Raw genomic sequence first — 23,157 nt, forward strand, 5'->3', positions numbered from 1 at the left:
GGAAGTCATGAGGTCAATGGAACCGGGCGCGCACGTCGGGCCGCTGCAGTTTGATCACCAACCAGCCGTGCAGCGCGGCGAATGCAAACGCGGCGACCGCGCTGCTGATCAGCGACAGCCACCTGCCGGTATCCAGTTGCGTGCGGAATGCAGCGCCCTCTGCCGACTGCAGGAATTCGGCGGGGAACATGGCCTGCATGCTCGCAAACAGGGAGTGGATGAGCGGCAGGCTGGCGAAGTTGAGCAACGCGACCAGCACCAGAAACACGATGAAGCCGATCCGGCCCCATTCGCGCCGCTTGAACAAGCCCCAGGACACCGCAAGGAAGGCCGCCGACACGACCAGCATCAGCGCGCTCAACGACAGCGCGTGTTGATCGATGAAGCGGAAGGCTTCGGGCACCGGAAGACCTTGCGATTGCATGAAGTCGAGCAGGTCCAGGCGCTCCAGCACGGCCACCATTACCAGCTGGAAAAGACTCCAGGCGATGGCCAGCGCTGCCATCACCAGCGACAGTTTGGCGGTGACGTCGACGAAGGTTTCCGCTGAGCTGCGCGGCGTGGTTGCGGCGGGGAGTTCGGGTGCTTTCACGGCGAGTGACGTTGCGAGAAGTGCGCGCACTATCGCCGGATTCAGCCTGCTTTCCCAGCCTTGACCAAGGCGGCGTGTGCTGCCGGCAACGTGTGCCGTGCGCTGAGTGGGGCCAGTTTCACGCCGTGTGGCGGCTGCAGCGGAATCCACGCCAGCTCGGAGATCTCGGCCTGCACGCGCGGATTACCTGCGGTCTGCACCAGAAATGATTCGCCCTGCACGCGACGGCCCGGTTCGTTGACCGCGGCATCCTCGAAGGTGCCCAGCGGCAGTGCGCTGTCCGGGTCCATCGCGATGCCAAGTTCTTCGTGCAGTTCACGCGCCAATGTCTGCAGCGCGGCTTCGCCGGGCTCGCGCTTGCCACCGGGCTGGATGAAGGTGTCCGAGCCGTGTTTGCGCACCACCAGCACACGCTGCTGTGCATCGAGGATGACGGCGGTAACGATGCGGATGGGGATTGTCACAGCAGAGGATTCGGGAACTTTGGAAGGACATTCATGAAATGGTTGAATCTCGAAGGCGGCGTTTCTCCCGCTCTTCTTGCGAGGGAAGATGCGAGGCGGATGCGTGATGCGTCAAGTTCATGGTGAGGTGCCATTTGTACCTTGTTGCTCATCTCTACAGTTCTCGCGCGCCAATCGGCGCGCGAGCCCTATCACCTCGCCGCGCTGGGGAAGCGGTTCGAGCTTCCCCCGGAATCGACCTTCTCCCTGCGCAGCACGTTGCGAGTCACGATGCGCTTATATAGAGCCGGTAGCCGAGCGCATACCCTTTTCCACAGTAGAAAACTGCAGCGAAAAATACACGCAGGTCTGTCAAAGCGACGAAAGGCGTGCGGCCCATTCATTGGCTTCCTGCTTGTTTCGCCCCTTGTAGATCCAGCTTTCGTTGTGGCGATCGAATTCGATGACCCACACAGGCTTATCCAGGTTGTTCACGGTCACTTCCAGCCTGTTTCTGTACGCCTGTGCGTTGTTGTTGCTGGCCCAGGTATGGTTGAGGTTCTTGATGTCCGAGGAATGGACGACGATTGCCCTGCCGGATTTCTCGCGCAACCACACGTTGCCGTTCTGCGCATTGATGGCGATGTTGTCATGCCAGTGGGTGGCATTGAGGTCTCGGGGCATGGCGTGACTGGCGCCGGCTGTACCTGCCGCAGGGCGGACCAGCAGGACGATGATTGAAACCACCCAGCCGATCAGTCCGATGACGGGAATCAGCGCGCAAGCGACGCCAATTGCGCCCCATGCGAGCCAGGACCGGCCTTTCAGTTTGGCAATGAGGGCGAGCACTGCCGGATAGAGAACCAAGAAGAAGAGGGAGAGGAGCAAGTAGAAGAGCGTTGAACTATCCATTTCGGCTATTTCCGGATTGACTGATGGGGGTGATGGGCAGGGCGTGAACGGGTATCACATCCGGAGAAGCTCAGAAAACAGGCTCGGACCAGTGGTAAACGTGGTCCTGCATCAGATGCACGCTCCCGTGGTGGATATTCAGGGGATCGAGGTACAGCAGGACCGTGGCACCATCCGAACGACGATCCCCGCGGGTCTGCGGCCCTAGTAGGTCGGTGACCTCTTTTTCGGTCATGCCCTTGCGCAGACGCTTCCACTTTTCGGGGTCCTGCCATGCCGCGTTTGCCGTGGACGCAACAGTGGGTCGACCTTCGAGCGCGGCCACCCGCGCTTCAAGGGCAGCGAGGCGTTGTAGTACGGCGCTGTTGTCCTGCTGCGCGGCGACGTTGAAGGCTGGGGCCGCCAGCAACATGGCCGCGACCACCATACGGGTGATGGGGATGTGCTTCATGGTATTTGCTCCTGGGGAAATAGCGGTGTCGGCAAGGGACAAGGTGCGTTACGGCGGAAAGGCGAGGCCTCAGCGCTGCACGCTTTGGGGTGAATGGAATAGATGACGTAGCCCGAGCGCCGCCGCTATCGCCGAACAGCTCAACGGCAGCCAGAACGCGGCACCGAGCTCGGTGAGGGACTGAATGTCGCGATAGGGCCAGTGCCAAGACAGCACCGCCGCCAATGGCAGCAGCAGGGCCAGCCACGTCAAGCGCTGTCGCCAGAACAACAGAGGCAGGAGCGGCGCCATGCAAGCCAGCAGCAATGGCAGGCGGCTCGACAGCTGGGCAGTGGTCGTGGCGGGAAGGGCGCCCAACACGGCGTCTCCGTTGGGTACAGCCAGTACGAGCGACGTCACGAATGCCGCATGGGTGATCAGCACCGGCCAGCTCAAGCGGTCGACCCCGATGCGGACGAAGCTGCGGAACAGATCGAAAGAGGAGACTCTTTCAACGCCCAGCAGGCGATCATCCTGCAGCAGTAAACGCACCCGTTGATTGGGGGACGGCGCGACATCGCTACGCCATTGGCCGATATGAAACAGCCATTGACGCAAGGGTGTGGCAATCAGCCCTTTGCCCTCGACGTCGTTGTAGTGAATGATCCGGCCTTGCATGCAACCCTCCATGCCCGCAGTAGGGGGCAAGTTCGAGGGAACTGTCAGTGCAAGCGGTGGCGGCCGTCCTCATGGCGCGCAAACGAAGTTCAAACGGTTTCTAATTGTTTGAATCTAATGGGATTTTATTTCGCGGGTGCTCGGGGGGAGCATGGAATTCAAGGAAGAGGGCGTGACCCAGAACGTCCTGTATTGCTGGACGTTTGCCGACGTGGAGCTGGACGAAGCCCGCTGGCAGCTGAGTATCCGGGGCAATCCCGTGGAGTTGGAGCACAAGCCGCTGGGCGTGTTGCAGTACCTGCTGCGGCATAGCGGCGAGGTGGTGACCAAGCAGGAACTGATCGAAGAGGTCTGGAACGGTCGGGTGGTGGTGGAGGCGGTGTTGACCAACGCCATCGGCAAGTTGCGCAGGGCATTGGGCGATATGGCCGACCTGGTCGCCACGGTGCCGCGGGTGGGTTACCGGCTCGAGGCGGCGGTGCGTCGTCGCCAGGTGGAGTTCCTGCCCAAGGCCAGCCTGCTGGCTGCAGGTGATCGGGTTCCGCGTCGCCCCCATTGGTGCCTGGAGCAGATGCTGGCGCGCCGTGACGATGGTGAGGTGTGGCTGAGCCGGCACGTCAAGACGGACCAGTTGCGGGTGTTCAAGTTCAGTCTGGATGGCCGACGCCTGCCGTCGTTGAAGCGGGAGGTCACGGTAAGCCGCCTGTTGGAGCGTGCGCAGGGGGCCAACCCGGGACGGGTAAAGGTCATCGACTGGGATTTCGAGCAGCTGCCTTGTTTCGTGGAATTGGAATACGGCGGCATCAGTCTTGATCAGTGTCAGCCGGCATTGAACGAACTGCCCTTGGCTGAACGCCTGGAGCTGTTCATCGGCGCGGTGGATGTCGTGGCCGCCGCGCATGCCGTGGGCGTGCTGCACCGGGACCTCAAGCCCGCCAACCTGTTGATGCGTGAAGAGCCGGAAGGGCGTCGCTTGTGCGTTGCCGATTTCGGCAGCAGCGTGTTCGAGCATGGGGCGCTGGATGCGCTGGGCATCAGCCGGCTGGGCTTGACGGCATCGGTGAACAGCACCGTCGATGGCGGCACCCCGTTGTATCTTGCGCCGGAGGTCGTGGCTGGGGCCGCGCCCACGATCAAAAGCGACATCTATGCTTTGGGTGTGACGCTCTATCAATTGGTGGTGGGTGACTTTCGCCGACCCTTGTCTGCCGGCTGGGAAGCCGATATCACCGATCCACTGCTTCGCCAGGACATCGCCTTGGCCGCCAATGGCGACCCGCAGCGTCGCTTCACTTCGGCCGCCGAGTTTGCGAGCAGTCTGCGCCAGTTGGAGCAACGCCACGAACAGGATGCGGTACAGGCATTGGTGCGCGAACGTATCGCCGTCGCTGAACGGCGTGCAGTGCTGGCGCGCAATCGCAGGCCCTGGTTGCTTGCGTCTTTGGCGTTGCTGGCATCCGGTGCGCTTGCAAGTAGCGTGATGTGGTGGCGTGCCGAGCAGCAGCGTGAGGTAGCCCAGCAACAGGCAGCCCGTGCCGATGGCGTGGTGCGGTTTCTGAGCAACGATTTGATTGGGGCGATCAATCCCGGCGGCAGCAGCTATGAGCGCACTCCCACGATCAAGGACATGCTGGATTACGCCTCCGAGCATGCCGATCAACGGTTCCCGGATGACGCGGCTACCCGAGGCACTTTGCATGCGGCGTTGGGCGGTTCATGGCGAACGCTGGGCGACCGTGATCGCAGTGAAGTACACCTGCGTGCCGCCGTTCGTGATTACAGCCAGGCATTTGGCGAGGACAGCGAGCCTGCACTGAAGGCACGGTACGACCTGGTCAGCACACTTTCCTACTCGCAGAAATTCGATGAGGCCGGTGAACTGTTGGAACAGAGTGATGCGAAGGCGCGCGCACACCTGGTGGATGGAGATGGCGTGGCCTTTGCAGCGGCCTTGGCGCGGTCAATGTGGAACGTACAGCAACAGCGGCTTGAACCCGCGGAAAAGGCATTGAAGCAAGCCGAGCAGCTGCGTCAACAGCTATACCCGGATGATGTGCTGAGTGCCGCCAAGCTGCGTATCAATCTTTCCGACATCATCCTGCGGCAAGGGCGGCCGCAGGAGGTGATGGACATGCTGCGTGCCACGCTCGCCGATGAGGCTTATGACAGCGGTCGAATCGGGGACATCTATGTGTCGGCGCTGCGTTTGAATCTTGCCCGTGCCTTGCGCAATCTCGGTCGAAATGACGAGGCGCTACCCTTGGCCAAGGCGGCGGCAGAAACCTCGGAGCGGGTGCTGGGGCCCAATCAGTACCAGACGCTGGTGCAGCTGTCGGCGGTGGCCAATATCCACAGTTTGAGTGGCGATTGCCCCAGCGGCTTGCAGGTGATGCGAACCGTGCGGCAACGCATGGCCGATCACTTCGGTGCGGATAAACAGGCGACGCTGGTAGAGACCGGAAATCTGGCGGATATGGAATATGAGTGTGGTGACCGTCAGGCCGGTATCGATTATCTACTCCGTGCTGAGCGCAGTTTGCGCGAGCATCATGGTGGCGACGGCAACGTGCATGCGCAGGTCTTCCGCTTCAATCGTGCTCAGATGTTGTTGGACATGAAGCGCTACCCGGAAGCCCTGCAGGCACTGGAGGGGCTGGATCCCGCGCTGCTGATGGCAGGTGATTCACGGCGGGGATGGGAGCACCGCTTGGCTGCGGTACGAGGTCAGGCGCTGCTGCTCGAGGGAAAGACCGCCGAAGGGCATGCATTGCTGGCAAAGGCAGTGCCGGAATTGATTGCGCTGGGTAGCGAGGATCAAGACATGATTCGTGAACTCACTACGTTGATGAAGTCTGCCCCCTAGTCGTCGCTGCCCAGCAGGTTCCGCCTGATGCGCATCACGACGGTGTTGCAACACAAACAAGAAAGGCGCCTTGCGGCGCCTTTCTTGTTTGCTTCGTGCTTACTTCAATTCCTGCTCGAACAACTTCAGGATGCGCTTGTACTGGTCCAGCCAGGAATCGGCGCGGGTGTAGCCGTGGCGTTCCAGCGGGTACGGGGCGATGGTCCAGTTGTCCTTGTGCAGTTCAATCAACTTCTGGCTCATGTTGATTGAATCCTGGAAGAACACGTTGTCGTCCATCATGCCGTGCGCGATCAGCAGGCTGTCCTGCAGGCCTTCGGCGTACTCGATGGGCGAGGACACGCGGTAGGCTTCCGGGTCGATGTCCGGGGTGTTGAGGATGTTGGCGGTGTAGGCGTGGTTGTACTGGTGCCAATCACCGACCGGACGCAGCGCGGCACCGGCCTTGAACGTGCCCGGCGAGCGGAACAGCGCCATATAGGTCATGAAGCCGCCGTAGGAACCACCGTAAATGCCGGCATGCGCGCGGTCACCCTGCTTGGTGGTGACCAGCCAGTCCAGGCCGTCCTTGTAATCCTCCAGTTCCGGGTGGCCCATGTTGCGGTAGATGGCCGTGCGCCAGTCGCGGCCGTAGCCGGCGCTGCCGCGGTAGTCCATGTCCAGCACGATGTAACCCTTCTGCACCAGCAGGTTGTGGAACATCTGCTCGCGGAAGTAGTTGGAATAACGCGCGTGCACGTTCTGCAGGTAGCCGGCGCCGTGCACGAACATGGCGATCGGGTACTGCTTGCCCGGCTCCAGCGTTTCCGGGCCGTAGTACTTGGCCCAGACCGGCGCGGCGCCGTGCTGCGAAGGCACCTGCACCATCTGCGGCTGCACCCACTCGCGGGCCTTGAACTCGGCGCTGCGGGTGTCGGTGAGCGTGCGTGCGTCACCGCCGCTGACCGGCAGCACGGCGACCTGCGCGGGCAGGTACGGGGCCGAATAGCGCACCAGCAACTGCTGGCCGTCCGGCGACAGGCTGAAGTCTTCCACGCCGTCGAGCGCGGTCACTTCACGCACGGCACCGCCGTTGACATCCACGTTGCAGACTTCGTAATCGCCCGGCCACTTCTGGTTGCACAGGAAGTAGACGCTGCGGCCATCGGCGCTGATTTCCGGCGACGAGGTTTCCCAGTTGCCGGAGGTCAGTGCCTTGGGCTTGCTGCTGCCACTTTGCGTGTACAGGTGCGAGTAGCCCGATTCCTCGGACAGCAGCCACAAGGTGCGGCCATCGGGCAGCCAACCGAAATCGTTGAAGCTCCAGTTGATCCAGCCGCCGTCGGTGAGGCGATGACGGCTTTCCAGCTTGGCGCTGGTGGCGCTGGTGGTGGCGATCCAGCGGTCCTTGTTGTCGTTGGCGCGCAGCATGATTGCCGCCTGGCTGCCATCGGCGTTCCAGCGGATGCCGCCGCCCATGAATTCGCTCATCACTTCCAGCGGGCGGTTGCCCTTGAGCGCGTCCTTGCCGGCCTTGCGACGCAGCTCGGCCAACGGGTCGTTGGTGATGCCCGGCAGGCTGTCCAGCGACAGCGCCTCGACCTTGCCGGTCACCGCATCGGCCAGCCAGAACGTATGCGGTTCCGGGTTGTTGCGGCCAACGCGGGTGCGGGTGTCTTCGGCTTCTTCGTAACCGGATTCGGTGACGTACAACGGCATCTTGCCGCCGCGGCCTTCGTCGTAACCCTTGGGCTTGGTGATCACGATGAGATGACGCGCGTCGGGCGAGAGCACGCTGTCAACAATCTCGACATCGGCGCCGAGGAAGATCGGTGCCGGCGCGCGGGTCGGGTCGGCCTGACGCCAACGCTCGCCCTGCTCACGCAGTTCATCGCGCTGGGCGCGGTCGTTGCGCAGTGTGGCCAGGGTGCGCATCTGCTGGTCACGCAGCACGTCGGCCTTGGGCGCGTCGGCCGGGTTTTTGTCGGCCTTGAGCTGCGCCACCTGGCTGGTGATGCCGCTGCGGGCATTCCAGTGGAACCAGTTGTTGCCCACTTCCCAGATCACGCCGCCGTCGGTGGCGAAATTGACGCCGCTGGCGCGCTCGTTGCTGCGGGTCAGCTGGGTGAGCGCACCGCTGCGCAGGTCACGCACGAACACGTCGCCGTTGCGGACGAAGGCCATGCGCTGGCGGCTGCTGTCATAGATGCGGCTGGCCGAATCCAGCGTGCCGCGCTGATCGTCGGCCACCTGCTGGCCGACGCCACCCGTCGCCGCGATGCGGAAGCTGTCGCGCACCGCGCTGCCCTGGCGCTTGAGCGTGTATTCCACCTGCTGGCCATTCCACGACCACCAGGCCGATTCGACCGGCGGGCCGATCCAATCCGGGTCGGCCATCGCCTGTTCAATGGTGATCGGCGTGGGCGCGGCGTGGGCGCTGCCGAAAGCGGTCAACAAAAACAGGGAAAGCGGCAGAAATCTGGGCATTGCGGGCACCGGTGAAGAGAACCGGCCAAGCGTATCAGCCCGGCCTTTGCCGGGGCTGGGCCACAGGTCATGGGCGCAGGGATCGGCGGACGAGCTGCCGGAATCGGCAATGTTTTGCGCTCTGCCTTTGGCGAAGCGAATGGGGTGGCTCTTCTCCCTCCCTTGCGCCATGGGCGCAGCGGAGGGTTGGGGAGGGGCTTCGCTGCGACGTATTGCCGCACTGCGACAACCGGTCACATCCGGTCTTCACGGATACCGGACCAGAATGGACCCAATTAAAGAACGTGCAGTGAGGCAGGCGTGGACGCGCTTCTGTTGTCGCGGATCCAGTTCGGGTTCGTTGTGAGTTTCCATGTGCTGTTCCCGGCCTTCACCATCGGCACGGCCAGCTGGTTGGCCTTTGTCGAATGGCGTTGGCTGTGCACGCGCAATACGGTGTGGCGCGAGCTGTTTTTCTTCTGGCAGAAAATCTTTGCCGTGTCCTTCGGCATGGGCGTGGTCAGCGGCATCGTCATGGCATTCCAGTTCGGCACCAACTGGCCGCGCTTGAGCGAAGTCGCCGGCACCGTGATCGGGCCGCTGCTCACCTACGAAGTACTCACTGCGTTCTTCCTGGAAGCCAGTTTTCTGGGCGTGATGCTGTTCGGCTGGGGCCGCGTGTCGGCGCGCCTGCATTTCTTTTCCACCTGCATGGTGGCGTTGGGCACGCTGTTCTCCACGTTCTGGATTCTGTCGTCCAACAGCTGGCTGCATACGCCGGCCGGCTACCAGATGGTGGATGGCATCGTGCATCCGCAGGACTGGTGGCAGATCGTGTTCAACCCGTCGTTCCCGTACCGTTTGGCGCACATGGCGCTGGGCTCGTTCATCACCACGTGTTTTGTGATTGGTGGCGTCGGTGCGTGGTATCTGCGGCGCGGTGTGCATGTCGATGCCGGTCGCAAAATGCTGATTGCAGCGGTGGCATTTGCCGCGCTGACGGTGCCGGTGCAGATCTTTGTCGGTGACATGCACGGCTTGAACACGCTGGAACATCAGCCGATGAAGATCGCCGCGATGGAAGCGCACTGGCGTGAAACCGAGCCCGGCGAAGGCGTGCCGCTGGTGGTGTTTGCGGTGCCCAATGAAAAAGAAGAACGCAACGATTACGAAATCGCCATTCCCAAGCTTGGCAGCCTGATCCTGACCCACAGCACCGACGGCACGTTCGCGCCGCTGACCTCGGTGCCGGCCAGTGAACGGCCGCCGGTGGTGCCGGTGTTTTATGCCTTCCGCATCATGGTCGGCATCGGCACGTTGATGCTGGTGCTGGCATGGATTTCCGCATTCCAGCTGTGGCGCGGGCGATTGCTGCAATCCAAGTGGCTGCTGCGCGGCTGGAACTGGATGTTGCCCAGCGGCTTCATCGCGCTGGTGGCCGGTTGGTTCGTCACCGAGATGGGGCGCCAGCCGTGGGTGGTGTACGGCGTGCTGCGCACCGCCGATGCGGTCGGGCCGCAGAGTGCCTGGATGACCGCGTTGTCGTTGACGGTCTACGTGATCGGGTACGTGTTCGTGTTCGGCTGGGGCATCTGGTACCTGGTCAAGATCATGCGCACCGGGCCGGTGCCGCACGATCATTCGCACGACGACATCACGCACACGCCGGCGCGGCCGTTGTCCGGTGCGGACGAACCATTGGAGGGCCGCTGACATGGACATGACAACCGTGTTGACGGTGGCGTGGTTCGCGGTGATCGGCTTCGGCGTGTTGATGTACGTGGTGCTGGATGGCTTCGTGCTCGGCATCGGCGTGTTGGCGCCGTTTGCCGAAGACGAAGAGCAGCTGGACGTGATGATGAACACCGCCGCGCCGATCTGGGACGGCAACGAAACCTGGCTGGTGCTGGGCGGTGCCGGGTTGATGACCGCGTTCCCCAAGGCGTACGCGGCGTTGTTGTCGGCGTTGTATCTGCCGGTGCTGCTGCTGGTGATGGCGCTGGTGTTCCGTGGCGTGGCGTTTGAGTTCCGCTTCAAGGCGCAGCGTTCGCGGCGGTTGTGGAGCGTGTCGTTCGCGCTGGGCTCGTTGCTGGCGGCGTTCGCGCAGGGCGTGATTCTGGGCGCGCTGGTGGAAGGCCTGAAGATGCAGGACGGCCAGTACGTCGGTGGCGCGTTCGGCTGGTTCAGCCCGTTCTCGATGCTGACCGGCGTGGCGGTGGTCACCGGCTATGCGTTGCTGGGCAGCACCTGGCTGATCCTCAAGACCGAAGGCCGTGAGCAGGCGCTGGCGCGTTCGCTGACGCGGCCGTTGATGGTGGCGGTGATCGTGTTCATGGGCCTGGTCAGCACCTGGCTGCCGTTCCTGCAGTCGCGGGTGATGGAGCGCTGGTTCAGCGATGGCAACTTCTGGTGGTTGTCGCCGGTGCCGCTGCTCACACTCGCCGTGGCCGTGGCGCTGTGGCGCAGCGCGATGCATCCGCGCCGCGATCTGCCGCCGTTCCTGCTCACCCTGGCCCTGTTCGTGCTGGGTTTCATCGGCCTGCTGCTGGGCATGTGGCCGTACCTGCTGCCGCCGTCAATGACGCTGTGGCAGGCCGCCGCACCGGCCTCGTCGCTGGGCTTCAGCATGGTCGGGCTGGTGATACTGCTGCCGGTGATCCTCGGCTACACGGTGTGGTCGTACCGCGTATTCCGCGGCAAGGTCACGGCGGATATGGGGTATCACTGACTGCAGGCTGGCTGGCCCGGCTTGCATGCCGGGCCAGCGGCCGCCAAGCTGGCCGCCCTCCGGATACCGCAGGTACCCGGGGTCGTCCCCACCAAGGTCTTCGCAGTCGCATGCCGGTTGTTCACTCCGCCTCGCCCCTCCCTGCCCGATATCCGCTGGTTGTCGGTGACCGCAAACGACTGCTGGCGATGGCCGCAGATTTCCAGGTGGATGTGGCGGGCTTCGTTGCGCACGTTCGTGGCGTCGCTGCATTGCTGCCGCCGGGGGAGCATGCCATCAACCTGTGTGAGGATCGCTACCGGTTTCTGGTGACGTTCTGCGCGGTGGCGCTGCGTGGCCAGGTCAACCTGTTGCCGTCTTCGCGTGCGCCGGCGGTGGTGGACGACGTGCTGCAGCGCTACGCGCGGTCGTATTGCGTGGCGGACCGTGCTGCGGACGCACTGCCGGAGGCGTGCTTCCTGTTACCTGAAACCCTGCCAAGCCTGCCCGGCGAAGTTCCGCAGCTGCCGGCCGAACAGTTGGTGGCCATTGGCTTCACCTCCGGCAGTACCGGCGTGCCTGGCGCCAATCCCAAGCGCTGGGGTTCGTTCGTGGCCAGCACCGCACAGAACCTCAAGGCGTTGTGCGATCTATGGGGACAGCAGCAGCCTTCGGTGGTGGCCACGGTGCCGTCGCAGCACATGTATGGCATGGAGATGTCGGTGCTGCTGCCGTTGCTGGCGCCGGCCACGCTGCAGGCCGGCAAGCCGTTCTTTCCGCAGGACGTGGCATTGGCGCTGCGGGACGTACCCGCGCCGCGCCTGTTGGTGACCACGCCGGTGCACCTGAAGGCGCTGGTGGAGTCGGGCGTCGAACTGCCACCGCTGGTGGGGATCGTCACTGCCACGGCGCCGTTGTCGCAGCCATTGGCGCAGGCCGCCGAGCAGCGCTTTTCCACCGAGGTGCGGGAGATGTTCGGCTCCACCGAGACCTGCATCTTCGCTCGCCGCCGCACCGCCAGTGAGGAGGCGTGGCAGGTGCTGCCGGGCGTGCAGCTGGAACCGCAGCCGGACGGCACGCTTGTACATGCGCCGCATCTTGCGATGCCGGTGATGTTGGCCGATCTGGTGGAATTGCTGCCCGATAACCGCTTCCTGCTGCGAGGCCGCCGTGCGGATCTGCTTGAAATCGCCGGCAAACGCGCATCGCTGGGCGACCTGACCCGCAAGCTGCAGTCGGTGGACGGCGTGGTTGATGCGTTGGTCGTGCAATTGCCGCCGGAGCCGGGCCATGCCGTCGGCCGCATCGCCGCGCTGGTGGTGGCGCCGCAGCGCGAGGACGCTGAAATTCTGCGCGATCTACGCAGGCTGATGGATCCGGTGTTCCTGCCGCGTCCACTGCGCAAGGTGGATGCCTTGCCGCGTAACGAAACCGGAAAACTGCCGCGTGACGCGGTACTGGCGTTGCTGCGGCATTGAGCCGTAGCGGTGCACTGACCGTCGCCAGTCAGGCACAGGGACGACGTCGGGCCTCAGGGGCCGTGCACGCCGTCAATCTCGATACGCAGATCGCGCCGACACACGGTGGCAAGCAGCACGATGTAGGGCACGTCCGCCGCCAGATGCGTGGCCAGTGCCTCGCGCACGGCCGGCACTTCCGCTGCGTCGTGCACATACACCTTCAGGCGGCTGCCGCTGCCAAAGTGCTCTGGCAGCGCCGGCATGCGATTGCGTGCGACGCCAATCAACGCCTCGAAGTTGTTGAACGTCTCCTGCAATTGCCGCAGCGTGGAATCGCCATGCAGCGTGGCATGGCCCACCACGCTGGCGGTGCCGGACAACAGCAGCGGCAGGTGGCTGCCAGGCGCCGCCACCAGCGCCCGGGCGAAGCTGGGTGATTGCGGCCCGTACTGGCGCGGGTAACGGTAGGCGCTGACCTGGCGCGGGTTTTCCAGCGGCGTGCCGGCTGTCCGCGCCGCCAGCCAGTAAACCTGCAGGATTCTCATCCCATCCTGGCGGCCGATCGCAGTGGCGGCAGGCAGGGTGCCGGTATCGATCGTGCCGATACCGCGCGCGCGGCCAATGCTGAAGTGACGGTAGCGTTCATCGTCGCCGTCACCTTCAGTGATCGCATCCATGTAGTTCCAGATGCGCAGCAGGTGCGGGTAGCCGTGCGCTGGAAGCGCAGCCATCAGCTGCGCGTAGGCATGCGCCGAGGCACCCATGATGTCGCCGTGCGTGGCTTCGTCCACCTGCAGCGCGCCGAACATCAACGCGCCGTCGCTGGCCCAGGCCAGGCCGTTGGCATCGCGACCGCAACTGACCGGAGAGGCGCTGCGCCAGACTTCAAGCTGCGCTTCACCTTCTGCCTGCAGGCCGACCTGCAGGTAGCGCGGATCGTCGGTCGGCGGCGCATCCGCGCCGGCCTTGAAGCCGAAGATGGCCAGTACATGCGGGTCGGACAACAGCGTCTGCAGCTGCGCCGGATCGGCATAGTCCACCTGCAGATGCGCTGCCTGTGCGGGAGTTGCCTGCGCATTCATTGGCCGTTCTCCAGGCCATTGATGGCGCAGTGGCAGGCGCATTGCAGGAAGGCGGGGCAGGGATGAAGCATCGACGTCATTGCACGGCATATCGGTATTGCACGGACCCCAATGATAGCCTGCGGACCACATTGGCCATGGTTGCGTTGACGGCGGCGATGCCGGATCGTTGCGGTTTTCTGTGCCCCGGAAGTCGAAATGTCGCAACAAACCGAAGCCGAACGCGAGTTGGCCGCACTGCTCGTGGAGAGCCTGAACCTGGAAGAGGTGGATGCCGCACAGATCGACCCGGAGGCTGCGCTGTTCAACGACGGTCTGGGCCTGGATTCGATTGATGCGCTGGAACTGGCGTTGGCCATCAGCAAGCGTTATGGCTTCCAGCTGCGCTCGGACAACGATGAAAACCGTCGCATCTTCGCCTCGCTGCGGGCCTTGTCCGCACATGTGCAGGCCAACAAGACGGCCTGAGCGCAATGACGGCCCCGGAACAGACGTCCAGCAACGAGCCCGGACCATTGGCAGCACTGCGGGTGATTCTGCTGCTCGCCTACCCGGTGCTTTCGCATGTGGCGAGCCTGCGCAGTGAGGGCATGTGGGCTGCGGCCGCGTTGGCTGGGCTGGTGGTGCTGTGCCTGCTGAAGCCGTTGGCGTCGCTGCGGCCGTGGGTCTGGGCGGTGGTGTTGGTGGCGCTGGTGCTGCTGTACCGGTTGGGCGGCTCCTCGGCCGCGTGGATGCTGTTGCTGGCCCCGCCGGTGGTGTTCCCGCTGCTGGTGGCCTGGGGTTTCGCACGCTCGCTGCTGGCGGGCCGGACACCCCTGATTTCCAGCATCGTGCAGGCACTGCATGCGCGTGCCGGGATGCCGATGACCGAGGCGCTGGAGCGCTACTCACGGCGGCTGACTGCCGCCTGGGCGGTAGTGTTGACGACGCTGGCCGCAATCAACCTGGGCTTGGCCATGAGTGCGGTGCCCAGTGGCCTGCTGGCCGCGTTCGGCATCCAGCCCTGGTGGCCGTTGAGCCATGAACAGTGGTCCTGGGTGGCCAATATCGCCGACTGGGGGCTGATTGGAGGGTTCTTCGCGCTGGAGTACGCGGTGCGTGCGCAGCTGTTTCCGCAGCGGCCCTACCGCAACGTGTTTGATTTCATGCGGCAGATGGCGCAGTTGGGGCCGACGTTCTGGCGCACGTTGCTGCGCTGAGGCTGCAGGCTGCCGGTATCCTGTGCCGCTCAGCCCGTTCAGCGGATGCCATGCAATTCAGCATCACTCCCGACCACCCGTGCCTGCCCGGCCATTTTCCGGGCCGGCCGTTGGTGCCCGGTGTGGTGCTGTTGGAGCAGGTGTTGTGCGCGCTGGAAGCCGAGCTGGGCGCTGAAACGGGCCTGCTGCGCCTACCGCAGGTGAAGTTCATGGCACCGTTGCTGCCGGGTCAGACCGCGCGGATCGAACTGGAAGGGCAGTCGCCGCGCTGGAAGTTCCGCGTGCTGCGTGATGCCGAATTGCTGGTGCGTGGTGAGTTGGTGCTGGAGGCTGCCGGAGTGCAGCCGTGAGCGCGGACAACTGGAAGCAGCGCCCGGAAGGCGGCGGACGTGTTGCCATCCGGCTGATCGGTGGCATCGCGCGCCACGGCGGGCGGCGCATTGCACGCGCCTGCCTGTATCCGATCACCGCCTATTTCTTCTGCGTGCGTGGCAGCGAGCGACGGGCCTCGCGTGACTACCTGCGGCGCGTGCTCGGGCGCCCGGCGCGGGCCATCGACGTCGCCCGCCACATCCATACCTTTGCCGCCACCATCCTGGACCGGGTGTTCCTGCTTGCCGGCCGCCTGAGCCTGTTCGACATCCGCACTGGCGGCACCGCGCAGTTGCTGGAGCAGTTGGACAAGGGTCAGGGCGTGCTGGTGTTTGGCTCGCACCTGGGTAGTTTCGACGCACTGCGTGCGCTTTCGCGGCAGCGTCCGGATCTGAAGCTGCGGGTGCTGCTGGACCGCTCGCACAATGCCGCCATTACCGAGCTGCTGGCCGAGTTGGACCCGGCCCTGGCGGCGGGCATCATTGATGCTGGGCAGGACGGGCCGACCGTTGCGCTGGCCATCCAGCAGGCGCTGCAGGAAGGGGCGATGGTGTCGTTGCTGGTGGATCGCCTCCGTCCTGGCGAAACCGCCGTCCAGGTTCCGCTGCTGGGTGAGCCCGCCGCATTTCCGGCAACGCCGTGGCTGCTTGCCAGTGTGCTCAAGGCGCCGGTGGTGTTGGCCTTTGGTCTTTACCGCGGTGGCAACCGCTACGACCTGCTGTTCGAGCCGTTCGAGTCGGTTGTGGAGATTCCGCGCGCTGTGCGTGCCGCCACGCTGTCGGCGCTTATCCACCGTTATGTCGGCAGGTTGGAGCATCACCTGCGTGCCGCTCCCTACAACTGGTTCAATTTCTATGATTTCTGGCAATCCGAAGATCCGCCGCGCGCTGCTCCCAGGCATGGCGCTGGCCCTGCTGACCAGCCTGACGATACCGGCACTGGCCAGCGGCATTGATGCGGCCACGATCCTGCGCCAGCTGGCACAGCCGGCACCGAGCCAGACCGGCTTCATCGAATTGCGTGGTTCGGCGCTGTTGAAGGAACCCTTGCGGATCGAAGGCCAGTACCGGCGACCGGATGCCGGCACGCTGGTGCGTGAAGTGCGCACGCCGTATGCGGAGACGACGACCATCGCCGACAACCAGGTCAGCATCGTCCGCACCGGCAAGCCGCCGCGCGTGTTCTCGTTGCAGCGCGTGCCGGAGCTGGCCGACCTGCAGGCCAGCTTCGGGGCCATGTTGGCCGGTGACCTCGCCGCGCTGGAACAGCGTTACCGGCTGCAGCCATCGGGAAGCGCGCAGCACTGGCAACTGGTGCTCACGCCGATCGCAGATGCACTGCAGCGCCGCGTGCGCGCGGTGACGCTGTACGGGCAGGGCCGCGAACTGCGCTGCATTGAAACCCAGCCGGCCAAGGGCGAGCTGCAGCGCACGCTGCTGGGAGGGGCTGCCACGGCCGCCGCTGATGTGCGTCAGGCCGACGCGTTGGCTGCGCTGTGCCACGACGGTGGCGCACGTTGAAGCTGACCGCTCCCAAGCGCATCGCGCTGGCCATCACCTGGTTGCTGTTGCTTGGCCTGTTGACCGTGTGGCTCAGCAACCGCATCCAGGTCAGTGGTGATCTGCGCAAGTTCATGCCCGACGCGCGCACGCCCGCGCAGAAGCTGCTGCTCGACGAACTGGGTGAAGGCCCCGGTGCACGGCTGTTGCTGGTGGCGTTGTCGGGGGCCATCCCGGAACAGTTGGCATCCCAGTCGCGCGAACTGCGCGCGCAGCTCGCCGCCGACACGCAGTTCGAGCTGGTGGCCAATGGCGAGCAGGCGGGTTTGGAGGCCTTTCCCGAGCGTCTGCTGCCCTACCGTTACCTGATCGACACGTTGCCCGACGACGCTTTCAGCACCGCCACCTTGCGCGAAGAACTGCAGGCGCGTGTGCAGGACCTGGGTTCCCCGGCCGGCGGTCTGATCGAGCCGCTGCTATCCTCGGACCCGACGCTGCAGACATTGCGCGTGGCCGAAGCCCTGCAGCCGGCCACCGCACCACAGCGCATTGACGATGTCTGGTTCGACCACACCGGTACGCAGGCCTTGCTGTTGTTGCAGACGCGCGCGGCGGGCTTCGACCCGGGCGCGCAGCAACAGGCGGTGGATACGATCAATGCAGCATTTACGCAGGTGTCCGACGACAGTGGCAGCCGTATCGAACTGAGCGGCCCTGGTGCGTTCTCGGTGAAGATCGGCAACCGCACCGCCAAGGAAGCCAGCACCATCGGCATGCTGGATACGCTGGGCATGATCCTGCTGCTGTGGGTGGCCTACCGCAGCTGGAAAATGCCGATCCTCGGCTTCCTGCCGCTGGCCAGCGCGGGCTTGGCAGGCTTGGCGGCAGTGGCCATCGGTTTTGATGGCGTGCACGGCATCACCATCGCCTTTGGCTTCACCTTGATTGGCGTGGTGCAGGATTACCCCATCCATTTCTTCAGCCATGAGCGGCCGGGACGTTCGTCGTGGGACAACGTGCGCGCGCTGTGGCCGACGCTGGGCACCGGCGTCATCGCCACGTGTATCGCCTACCTGACCTTCCTGTTTTCCGGCGTGGATGGGCTGCGTCAGTTGTCGGTGTTCACCATCACCGCACTGGCCACGGCGGCACTGACCACGCGTTACCTGCTGCCAGCATTGGTGGATCCGCCGACCCGGGATTTCGCCGATTCGGCCGTGCTCGCCCGCGTGTGGGCACACACCCGCCGCCTGCCGCGTCCGCGCTGGTCGCTGCTGGTATTGGCCTGGGCGGCATTGGCCATCGTGATCTGGGCGCCGGGCGCGTTCTGGCAGAACGATCTCGGGCGGCTGACGCCGGTGGACCCGCAGGATCTCAAGCGCGACGCGGAACTGCGCAGCGAGCTGGGCGCACCGGATGTGCGCTATGTCATCGCCATCCATGGCGCGGACGCACAGGCCGCACTGGCCGCAAGCGAGCGCATGCGGCCGGCATTGGATGCGCTGGTGGCAGGCAACGCGCTGGAACGTTACGACATGGCGGCACGTTATCTGCCCAGCGCCGCCCTGCAGCAGCAACGCCAGCAGCAGCTGCCTGACGAAGCCAGCTTGCGCGCGGCGTTGGCGGACGCGGTTGCCGATACCCCGTTCCGCAGCGATGTGTTTGAGCCCTTCATCGCCGATGTCGCTGCCGCGCGTACGGCACCGGCCCTGCAGCCAAACGATCTGCTGGGCACGCCGTTGGCCACGGCGGTGGACGGCCTGCTGCTGCACGGCAAGGGCCAGGCCACCGCGCTGGTGTCGCTGAGTGGTTTGAACGATGTGGCCGCGGTAGCCGCCAGCGCACGCCTGCAGGGCGCGCAATTGCTGGACCTGAAGGACGCCTCGGAATCATTGGTGGCCGAATACCGTAGCCGCGTCCTGCTCGCGCTGGCGGTCGCGGTGCTGCTGCTGTCGGCCACGGTCTGGGCTTCGCTGCGTTCGCCACGGCGCGCGCTGCGGGTGCTGTTGCCGATGGTGTTGAGCACGCTGCTGGTGCTGGCGGTGCTGCGTGGCATGGGCATCGAGTTGAACCTGTTCCATCTGATCGGCCTGATTCTGGCGGCCGGCCTTGGCCTGGATTACGGGTTGTTCTTCGAGCACGCCGGCGACAGCCATGCCGATCAGCTGCGCACGCTGCATGGTCTGCTGGTCTGCAGCGTGATGACCTTGCTGGTGTTCAGCCTGCTTGGTCTGTCATCGATACCGGTGTTGCGGGCCATCGGCAGCACGGTGGCATTGGGTGTGGTGTGCAATTTCGTGCTGGCGTTGTTGATCTCGCGCCATCCCTGGCAGGAGGTGCAGCGTGCTTGATCGTGCGCGGATCCTGCAGTTGGTGCCGCATCAAGGCAGCATGTGCCTGTGGGATGAGGTGCTGGCGTGGACGGCGACGGACATCACGCTGCAGGCATTCAACCACCGCGATTCCGACCATCCGCTGCGTTGCAACGGACAGTTGCGTGCCATCCATCTGTGCGAATACGGCGCGCAGGCGATGGCAGTGCATGGTGGCCTGCGTGCCAGCACCCAAGGTGGCGCGGTGCGGCCGGGCGTCTTGGTCGCACTACGCGACGTACGCCTGCATGTGGCACGCATCGACACCTTGGCCGGGCCGTTGCGGGCCCAAGCGCAGGTGCTGGTGGAAGCGCCGGGCAGTCAGCAATATGCATTCACGCTGCATCACCAGGACCAGCTGCTGGCCGAAGGCCGCGCTGCGGTGATGCTGCAGTTGCCGTGAGTTTTCATCCTTCAGGCAGGAGTTCCCTCCCATGAACAAACAACGACGCGCATTGGTCACCGGCGGAAGCGGCGACATCGGTGGCGCCATCTGCCGCCGGCTGGCGGCTGACGGTGCGCATGTCATCGTCCATGCCAATGCCAATCTGGCACGCGCGCAGGCGGTGGTGGACGACATCGTGGCCGGCGGTGGCAGTGCGCAGGCGGTCGCTTTTGACGTCGCCGATGCCGCTGCCACCTCCGCCGTGCTGGAAGCGCTGCTGGGCGAAGGCACCATCCAGATCGTGGTCAACAATGCCGGCATCCATGACGACGCACCGATGGCCGGCATGGACGTGGAGCGCTGGACGCGCGTGATCGACGTCAGCCTGCACGGCTTCTTCCATGTCACCCAGCCATTGTTGTTGCCGATGGCACGCACGCGTTGGGGCCGCATCGTCAGTGTGTCGTCGGTGGCGGCGGTGCTGGGCAATCGTGGCCAGACCAACTACGCCGCGGCCAAGGCCGGTTTGCATGGCGCCAGCAAATCCCTGGCGCGCGAAATGGCCAGCCGCGGCATCAGCGTCAATGTGGTCGCGCCGGGCGTAATTGAAGGGCAGATGGCTGCCGACGCGTTTCCGCCGGAGATGATCAAGCAGGCGGTGCCGGCGGCGCGCGCGGGCAGGCCGGATGAAGTGGCCGCGCTGGTGGCGTTCCTGTGCAGTGATGCCGCCGGTTACATCAACGGCCAGGTGATCGGCATCAATGGCGGGATGGGCTGAAGCAGGCGGTCTTCAACGCGGCGGAGGCGACAGGCCTTCATCATCGATCAATGGCGGATTGGCGCGGATACGCCGATAGACCTCGCGGACGTGGCCGTGGCGCAACGCCAGCAGCACGATATGGCTGGTGATGCAGTACAGATCGTGCAACGGCCGGAAATGGCTGGGCCGGAACTGCTCGTCAGTGGTGGCGCAGCGGTAACGTGATTCGATGGGCACCGACACGCAGCGCGTGCCGAGCTGGCGTGCGGCCGAGATGATGATCTGAGCCTCGAACACGAAACCTTCGGCGGCGATGTCGCGCAATGCGATGACGTCGGCGGGATAGAAACGCTGCCCGCTTTGGCTGTCGACCACCTGGTAATGCGTGCCCCATGCGATACCCCAGTCACCGAATTCATTGGCCAGGCGCCGGTGCCAGGGCTGGGAAGCGCGTTTGCGCAGGCGCGCGCCGATGATGATGCAACCCGGGTGACGGTTGGCGCTGGCGAGCAGGCGCGGCAGGTCCGAGGCGGCATGCTGGCCATCGCCGTCCAGGGTCAGTACGCCGCGTAGCCCGCGTCGCCTTGCCTCGGCAAAGCCGCTGCGCAGTGCTTCGCCCTTGCCCTTGCGATGCGGGTGGCGGAGCACGCTGACGGGCAGGCCGCTGAGGCACTGTGCGGTGTCGTCCTCGGAGCCATCGTCAACCACGATCACCTGGGTAAAACCGGCCGCCAATGCGCCGCTTGCCACCTCGCGGATACGCAACGCTTCATTGAGCGCAGGTATCACGACCGCCACGTTGTCCGGTGACAGCGGGCGCTCAGTCATGGTGGATGCCGAGCCTCAACCACTGCTGCTCACCGGCGGGCATCCACACTGCTTCGCGGTCCAGTGCAATGGCTTCCAGCAGCGGCAACGCCGGCTGCATGGCGTTGCCGGCCAGGCGGCGTGCCAGTACGCCCTCGTCTTCGGTGTCGGCCGGCAGATCAGGTTTTTCCTGCAGCACGTCCAACTGCAGGGTGGGCAGGCCGATACAGGGCGTGCGTGACAGCACCATCGCCAGGCCCAGCAAGCCTTCGCTCGGGGCGACCCGCGCCAAGGTGCCACTGCCGGGGCCATCGTAGGCAACCAACAACACGGCGTCTTCGCCGGCATGCAGCTGCACCATCGCTTCCAGCAAGCCCTGCGCAAAGCTGTGCGGACCGGCGCTGATGGCGGTGGCCGCAGCATGCGTACCGGTCCCGATGGTCCAGTAGCCGGCAGCGGCGTTGTGCACGGAGTTGTGGAACTTGGTGGGCGAGATCGCGCGGGGGTCGTCGGCCAGCGTGGTGCACATGTAGTCGGTGATCGACTGCTCGCCGTGGGTGGAGGTGAACACCGACGACAGTATTTTCGGTGAGCGATCAGCGGCATCGCAGGCGGCCATCGCTGCTTCCAGCGCGACGGCCACGGTCAGTGGCGCGCGGCGGCGTTCATTGGCGGCCAGCACCTGTGGTGAAGGCCGTGTCGCGGCGACTTCTGGAACGGTGCCGCTGCGCAGCAGCGCACATGCGCTGTCCCAGTCCGGCAGACCGCCGCCCCAGAAGCCGATGCCTTCGATAGTTGCTTCGAGCATGTTCTATACCGCCTTGCCGAAGATCAGCGAGCAGTTGTTGCCGCCGAAGCCGAAGGAATTGTTCATGGCGTAGCGGATATCTGCCTGCGCATTTTCAAAGCGGATCTGCGGGCCGCAGGCCGGGTCCGGGATTTCGCTGTTGAGCGTGCCCGGCAGCAGGCCGTCACGCAATGCCAGCAGCGCAATCACCGATTCGACAATGCCGGCCGCGCCCAGCGTGTGGCCAGTCCAGCCCTTGGTGGAACTGGCATGCAGGGTGGCCGGGAACAGTGCGTTCACGGCGGCTGCCTCGATGCTGTCGTTGGCCGGCGTGGAGGTGCCATGCAGATTCAGGTAGCCCACATCGTCTGCGGTGATGCCCGCGCGTTGAAGGGCGGCCTGCATTGCCAGCTTGGCGCCGAGGCCTTCGGGATGTGGCGCGGACATATGGTGGGCATCACTGGATTCGCCGTATCCGCATAACTGCAGTTCCGTGGTAGTTGTGCCGGCGCGTTCCAGCACCGCAAAGCCGCCGGCTTCACCGAGCGACAGCCCGACCCGGCGCGCATCAAAGGGTTGGCACGGGCCGGGGGCAACCAGTTGCAGGGCATTGAAGCCGTACAGGACGCTGCCGCACAGCGTGTCGACACCGCCGACCAGTGCCGCATCGGCAAGGCCTGCCTGGATCAGGCGTGATGCCTGGGCGAACACCTTGGCACTGGATGAGCAGGCGGTGGCAACGGTGATGCAGGGCCCGCGCAGCCCGGTGGCGGCCTGGACAAAGTTGCCCAGGGAATGCGGTGTGTGAATGTGTGGCCGGTCGAGGTCAGCGGGGAATCGCGCGGTGCCGTCAGCGTCGCTTTCAAGGCGCGCATAGGCTTCTTCGGTCGCGCCGATACTCGACGTGGACGTGCCCATGACGACCGCGATCCGCGCGGCGCCGTAGCGCGCCAGGAGTTGCTCGATCGCCGCAGGGATGCCGTCCTGCTGCAGCGCCAGCCAGGCCAATGCGTTGTTGCGGCAGGCGTGGCTGGCCAGGTGCGGTGGCAACACCACCTCTTCTACGCCGGCTACCCGGCCGATCCAGCAAGGCAACGGGTCGCTGCCAACGTCATTGCGCCGCAAGCCACTGTGCTTCGTCCGCAGCGCGTTGCGCTGCGCGTCCAGCCCTGCGCCCACGGCCGTGGTGGCGGTGTAGGCAAGGATGTTCAATGGCGCAGAGGGGGACGCAAGGGCAGGGGGCACGCGGGGCTTCCAGGGATTGGATGGGGCGTGAGTATATTGACGCTTCACCATGAATGGCCGGACAAGTAGCTTGGCAACCCTTGCGTGAAGCGTGCGGGTTACCGACATTGGTCGCTGAA

General features: G+C 64.8%; 22 protein-coding genes. 12 read left to right on the forward strand and 10 right to left on the reverse strand.

What is annotated here, in order from left to right; translation table 11 throughout:
• Window positions 1-13: 13 nt before the first annotated feature.
• The 5 genes from ACREP4_RS07415 to ACREP4_RS07435 all read right to left on the reverse strand — a co-directional run bounded on the left by ACREP4_RS07415 (window position 14) and on the right by ACREP4_RS07435 (window position 3,055).
• Window positions 14-592 (reverse strand): hypothetical protein, encoded by a 579-nt coding sequence (locus ACREP4_RS07415; protein ID WP_431595535.1) that lies wholly within the window; start codon window positions 590-592, stop codon window positions 14-16.
• Between the two features lie 41 nt (window positions 593-633).
• On the reverse strand, window positions 634-1,056 hold the full coding sequence (locus ACREP4_RS07420; protein ID WP_431595536.1) for an NUDIX hydrolase: 423 nt from the start codon (window positions 1,054-1,056) through the stop codon (window positions 634-636).
• 351 nt (window positions 1,057-1,407) lie between these two features.
• Complete coding sequence (locus tag ACREP4_RS07425) at window positions 1,408-1,947, reverse strand: hypothetical protein (protein WP_431595537.1); 540 nt, start codon at window positions 1,945-1,947, stop codon at window positions 1,408-1,410.
• A 70-nt stretch (window positions 1,948-2,017) separates the two neighbouring features.
• The gene (locus tag ACREP4_RS07430) at window positions 2,018-2,398 is read right to left on the reverse strand and encodes a hypothetical protein (protein WP_431595538.1); all 381 of its coding nucleotides are present in this window, start codon (window positions 2,396-2,398) and stop codon (window positions 2,018-2,020) included.
• A 69-nt stretch (window positions 2,399-2,467) separates the two neighbouring features.
• Window positions 2,468-3,055: a hypothetical protein gene (locus ACREP4_RS07435; protein ID WP_431595539.1), complete on the reverse strand. Its 588-nt coding sequence runs from the start codon at window positions 3,053-3,055 to the stop codon at window positions 2,468-2,470.
• Window positions 3,056-3,227: 172 nt separating this feature from the next.
• Between ACREP4_RS07435 and ACREP4_RS07440 the strand changes: the two genes are divergently transcribed.
• Complete coding sequence (locus ACREP4_RS07440) at window positions 3,228-5,918, forward strand: protein kinase domain-containing protein (RefSeq protein ID WP_431595540.1); 2,691 nt, start codon at window positions 3,228-3,230, stop codon at window positions 5,916-5,918.
• 99 nt (window positions 5,919-6,017) lie between these two features.
• Here ACREP4_RS07440 and ACREP4_RS07445 read toward each other — a convergent pair whose 3' ends face one another.
• On the reverse strand, window positions 6,018-8,384 hold the full coding sequence (locus ACREP4_RS07445; protein WP_431595541.1) for a prolyl oligopeptidase family serine peptidase: 2,367 nt from the start codon (window positions 8,382-8,384) through the stop codon (window positions 6,018-6,020).
• 300 nt (window positions 8,385-8,684) lie between these two features.
• Here ACREP4_RS07445 and ACREP4_RS07450 point away from each other — a divergent pair, with 300 nt between their 5' ends.
• The 3 genes from ACREP4_RS07450 to ACREP4_RS07460 all read left to right on the forward strand — a co-directional run bounded on the left by ACREP4_RS07450 (window position 8,685) and on the right by ACREP4_RS07460 (window position 12,548).
• Window positions 8,685-10,076, forward strand: coding sequence for a cytochrome ubiquinol oxidase subunit I (locus ACREP4_RS07450; protein WP_431595542.1), 1,392 nt, complete (start codon window positions 8,685-8,687; stop codon window positions 10,074-10,076).
• A 1-nt stretch (window position 10,077) separates the two neighbouring features.
• Window positions 10,078-11,091 (forward strand): cytochrome d ubiquinol oxidase subunit II, encoded by a 1,014-nt coding sequence (gene cydB, locus ACREP4_RS07455; RefSeq protein ID WP_431595543.1) that lies wholly within the window; start codon window positions 10,078-10,080, stop codon window positions 11,089-11,091.
• A gap of 110 nt (window positions 11,092-11,201) precedes the next feature.
• On the forward strand, window positions 11,202-12,548 hold the full coding sequence (locus tag ACREP4_RS07460; RefSeq protein WP_431595544.1) for an AMP-binding protein: 1,347 nt from the start codon (window positions 11,202-11,204) through the stop codon (window positions 12,546-12,548).
• A gap of 53 nt (window positions 12,549-12,601) precedes the next feature.
• Here ACREP4_RS07460 and ACREP4_RS07465 read toward each other — a convergent pair whose 3' ends face one another.
• Window positions 12,602-13,612 (reverse strand): pteridine-dependent deoxygenase, encoded by a 1,011-nt coding sequence (locus tag ACREP4_RS07465; RefSeq protein WP_431595545.1) that lies wholly within the window; start codon window positions 13,610-13,612, stop codon window positions 12,602-12,604.
• A 198-nt stretch (window positions 13,613-13,810) separates the two neighbouring features.
• Here ACREP4_RS07465 and ACREP4_RS07470 point away from each other — a divergent pair, with 198 nt between their 5' ends.
• From ACREP4_RS07470 to fabG, 8 genes are read left to right on the forward strand one after another with little or no spacing between them, the layout of a single operon-like run.
• Window positions 13,811-14,080, forward strand: coding sequence for a phosphopantetheine-binding protein (locus ACREP4_RS07470; protein WP_431595546.1), 270 nt, complete (start codon window positions 13,811-13,813; stop codon window positions 14,078-14,080).
• 5 nt (window positions 14,081-14,085) lie between these two features.
• Window positions 14,086-14,811 carry a ketosynthase gene (locus ACREP4_RS07475; RefSeq protein WP_431595547.1) on the forward strand — a complete coding sequence of 242 codons (726 nt, stop codon included), beginning with the start codon at window positions 14,086-14,088 and terminating at the stop codon, window positions 14,809-14,811.
• Window positions 14,812-14,861: 50 nt separating this feature from the next.
• Window positions 14,862-15,161: a 3-hydroxyacyl-ACP dehydratase FabZ family protein gene (locus ACREP4_RS07480; protein ID WP_431595548.1), complete on the forward strand. Its 300-nt coding sequence runs from the start codon at window positions 14,862-14,864 to the stop codon at window positions 15,159-15,161.
• Window positions 15,158-16,138, forward strand: a complete 981-nt coding sequence (locus ACREP4_RS07485) for an acyltransferase (protein ID WP_431595549.1) — start codon at window positions 15,158-15,160, stop codon at window positions 16,136-16,138. The genes ACREP4_RS07480 and ACREP4_RS07485 overlap by 4 nt, the downstream gene beginning before the upstream one ends.
• Complete coding sequence (locus tag ACREP4_RS07490; RefSeq protein ID WP_431595550.1) at window positions 16,083-16,703, forward strand: LolA-related protein; 621 nt, start codon at window positions 16,083-16,085, stop codon at window positions 16,701-16,703. The genes ACREP4_RS07485 and ACREP4_RS07490 overlap by 56 nt, the downstream gene beginning before the upstream one ends.
• Window positions 16,700-19,033, forward strand: a complete 2,334-nt coding sequence (locus tag ACREP4_RS07495) for an MMPL family transporter (RefSeq protein ID WP_431595551.1) — start codon at window positions 16,700-16,702, stop codon at window positions 19,031-19,033. The genes ACREP4_RS07490 and ACREP4_RS07495 overlap by 4 nt, the downstream gene beginning before the upstream one ends.
• 40 nt (window positions 19,034-19,073) lie before the next feature.
• A complete protein-coding gene (locus tag ACREP4_RS07500) occupies window positions 19,074-19,457 on the forward strand; it encodes a phosphotransferase (RefSeq protein WP_431595755.1) in 384 nt (127 codons plus the stop codon).
• A gap of 31 nt (window positions 19,458-19,488) precedes the next feature.
• Window positions 19,489-20,217 carry a 3-oxoacyl-ACP reductase FabG gene (gene fabG, locus ACREP4_RS07505; RefSeq protein WP_431595552.1) on the forward strand — a complete coding sequence of 243 codons (729 nt, stop codon included), beginning with the start codon at window positions 19,489-19,491 and terminating at the stop codon, window positions 20,215-20,217.
• A 12-nt stretch (window positions 20,218-20,229) separates the two neighbouring features.
• Here fabG and ACREP4_RS07510 read toward each other — a convergent pair whose 3' ends face one another.
• Genes ACREP4_RS07510 through ACREP4_RS07520 form a run of 3 tightly spaced genes read right to left on the reverse strand, consistent with a single transcriptional unit; the run spans window position 20,230 to window position 23,089 of the window.
• Window positions 20,230-21,027 carry a glycosyltransferase family 2 protein gene (locus ACREP4_RS07510; RefSeq protein ID WP_431595553.1) on the reverse strand — a complete coding sequence of 266 codons (798 nt, stop codon included), beginning with the start codon at window positions 21,025-21,027 and terminating at the stop codon, window positions 20,230-20,232.
• Window positions 21,020-21,814 (reverse strand): beta-ketoacyl synthase chain length factor, encoded by a 795-nt coding sequence (locus ACREP4_RS07515; RefSeq protein WP_431595554.1) that lies wholly within the window; start codon window positions 21,812-21,814, stop codon window positions 21,020-21,022. Before ACREP4_RS07515 ends, ACREP4_RS07510 begins: the two co-directional genes overlap by 8 nt.
• Window positions 21,815-21,817: 3 nt before the next feature.
• Complete coding sequence (locus tag ACREP4_RS07520; protein ID WP_431595555.1) at window positions 21,818-23,089, reverse strand: beta-ketoacyl-[acyl-carrier-protein] synthase family protein; 1,272 nt, start codon at window positions 23,087-23,089, stop codon at window positions 21,818-21,820.
• Window positions 23,090-23,157 lie beyond the last annotated feature (68 nt).

This window comes from Stenotrophomonas sp., from assembly GCF_050737575.1.
Classification (GTDB): domain Bacteria; phylum Pseudomonadota; class Gammaproteobacteria; order Xanthomonadales; family Xanthomonadaceae; genus Stenotrophomonas.

Bases quoted from the DNA above. Each gene is read 5' to 3' on its own strand.
- ACREP4_RS07490 (WP_431595550.1), top strand. From the start codon at position 16,083: ATGGCGCTGGCCCTGCTGACCAGCCTGACGATACCGGCACTGGCCAGC.
- ACREP4_RS07500 (WP_431595755.1), top strand. From the start codon at position 19,074: ATGTGCCTGTGGGATGAGGTGCTGGCGTGGACGGCGACGGACATCACG.
- ACREP4_RS07470 (WP_431595546.1), top strand. From the start codon at position 13,811: ATGTCGCAACAAACCGAAGCCGAACGCGAGTTGGCCGCACTGCTCGTG.
- ACREP4_RS07460 (WP_431595544.1), top strand. From the start codon at position 11,202: ATGCCGGTTGTTCACTCCGCCTCGCCCCTCCCTGCCCGATATCCGCTG.
- ACREP4_RS07510 (WP_431595553.1), bottom strand. From the start codon at position 21,027: ATGACTGAGCGCCCGCTGTCACCGGACAACGTGGCGGTCGTGATACCT.
- ACREP4_RS07515 (WP_431595554.1), bottom strand. From the start codon at position 21,814: ATGCTCGAAGCAACTATCGAAGGCATCGGCTTCTGGGGCGGCGGTCTG.
- ACREP4_RS07435 (WP_431595539.1), bottom strand. From the start codon at position 3,055: ATGCAAGGCCGGATCATTCACTACAACGACGTCGAGGGCAAAGGGCTG.
- ACREP4_RS07445 (WP_431595541.1), bottom strand. From the start codon at position 8,384: ATGCCCAGATTTCTGCCGCTTTCCCTGTTTTTGTTGACCGCTTTCGGC.
- ACREP4_RS07475 (WP_431595547.1), top strand. From the start codon at position 14,086: ATGACGGCCCCGGAACAGACGTCCAGCAACGAGCCCGGACCATTGGCA.
- ACREP4_RS07520 (WP_431595555.1), bottom strand. From the start codon at position 23,089: ATGGTGAAGCGTCAATATACTCACGCCCCATCCAATCCCTGGAAGCCC.
- ACREP4_RS07430 (WP_431595538.1), bottom strand. From the start codon at position 2,398: ATGAAGCACATCCCCATCACCCGTATGGTGGTCGCGGCCATGTTGCTG.
- ACREP4_RS07480 (WP_431595548.1), top strand. From the start codon at position 14,862: ATGCAATTCAGCATCACTCCCGACCACCCGTGCCTGCCCGGCCATTTT.
- fabG (WP_431595552.1), top strand. From the start codon at position 19,489: ATGAACAAACAACGACGCGCATTGGTCACCGGCGGAAGCGGCGACATC.
- cydB (WP_431595543.1), top strand. From the start codon at position 10,078: ATGGACATGACAACCGTGTTGACGGTGGCGTGGTTCGCGGTGATCGGC.
- ACREP4_RS07425 (WP_431595537.1), bottom strand. From the start codon at position 1,947: ATGGATAGTTCAACGCTCTTCTACTTGCTCCTCTCCCTCTTCTTCTTG.
- ACREP4_RS07465 (WP_431595545.1), bottom strand. From the start codon at position 13,612: ATGAATGCGCAGGCAACTCCCGCACAGGCAGCGCATCTGCAGGTGGAC.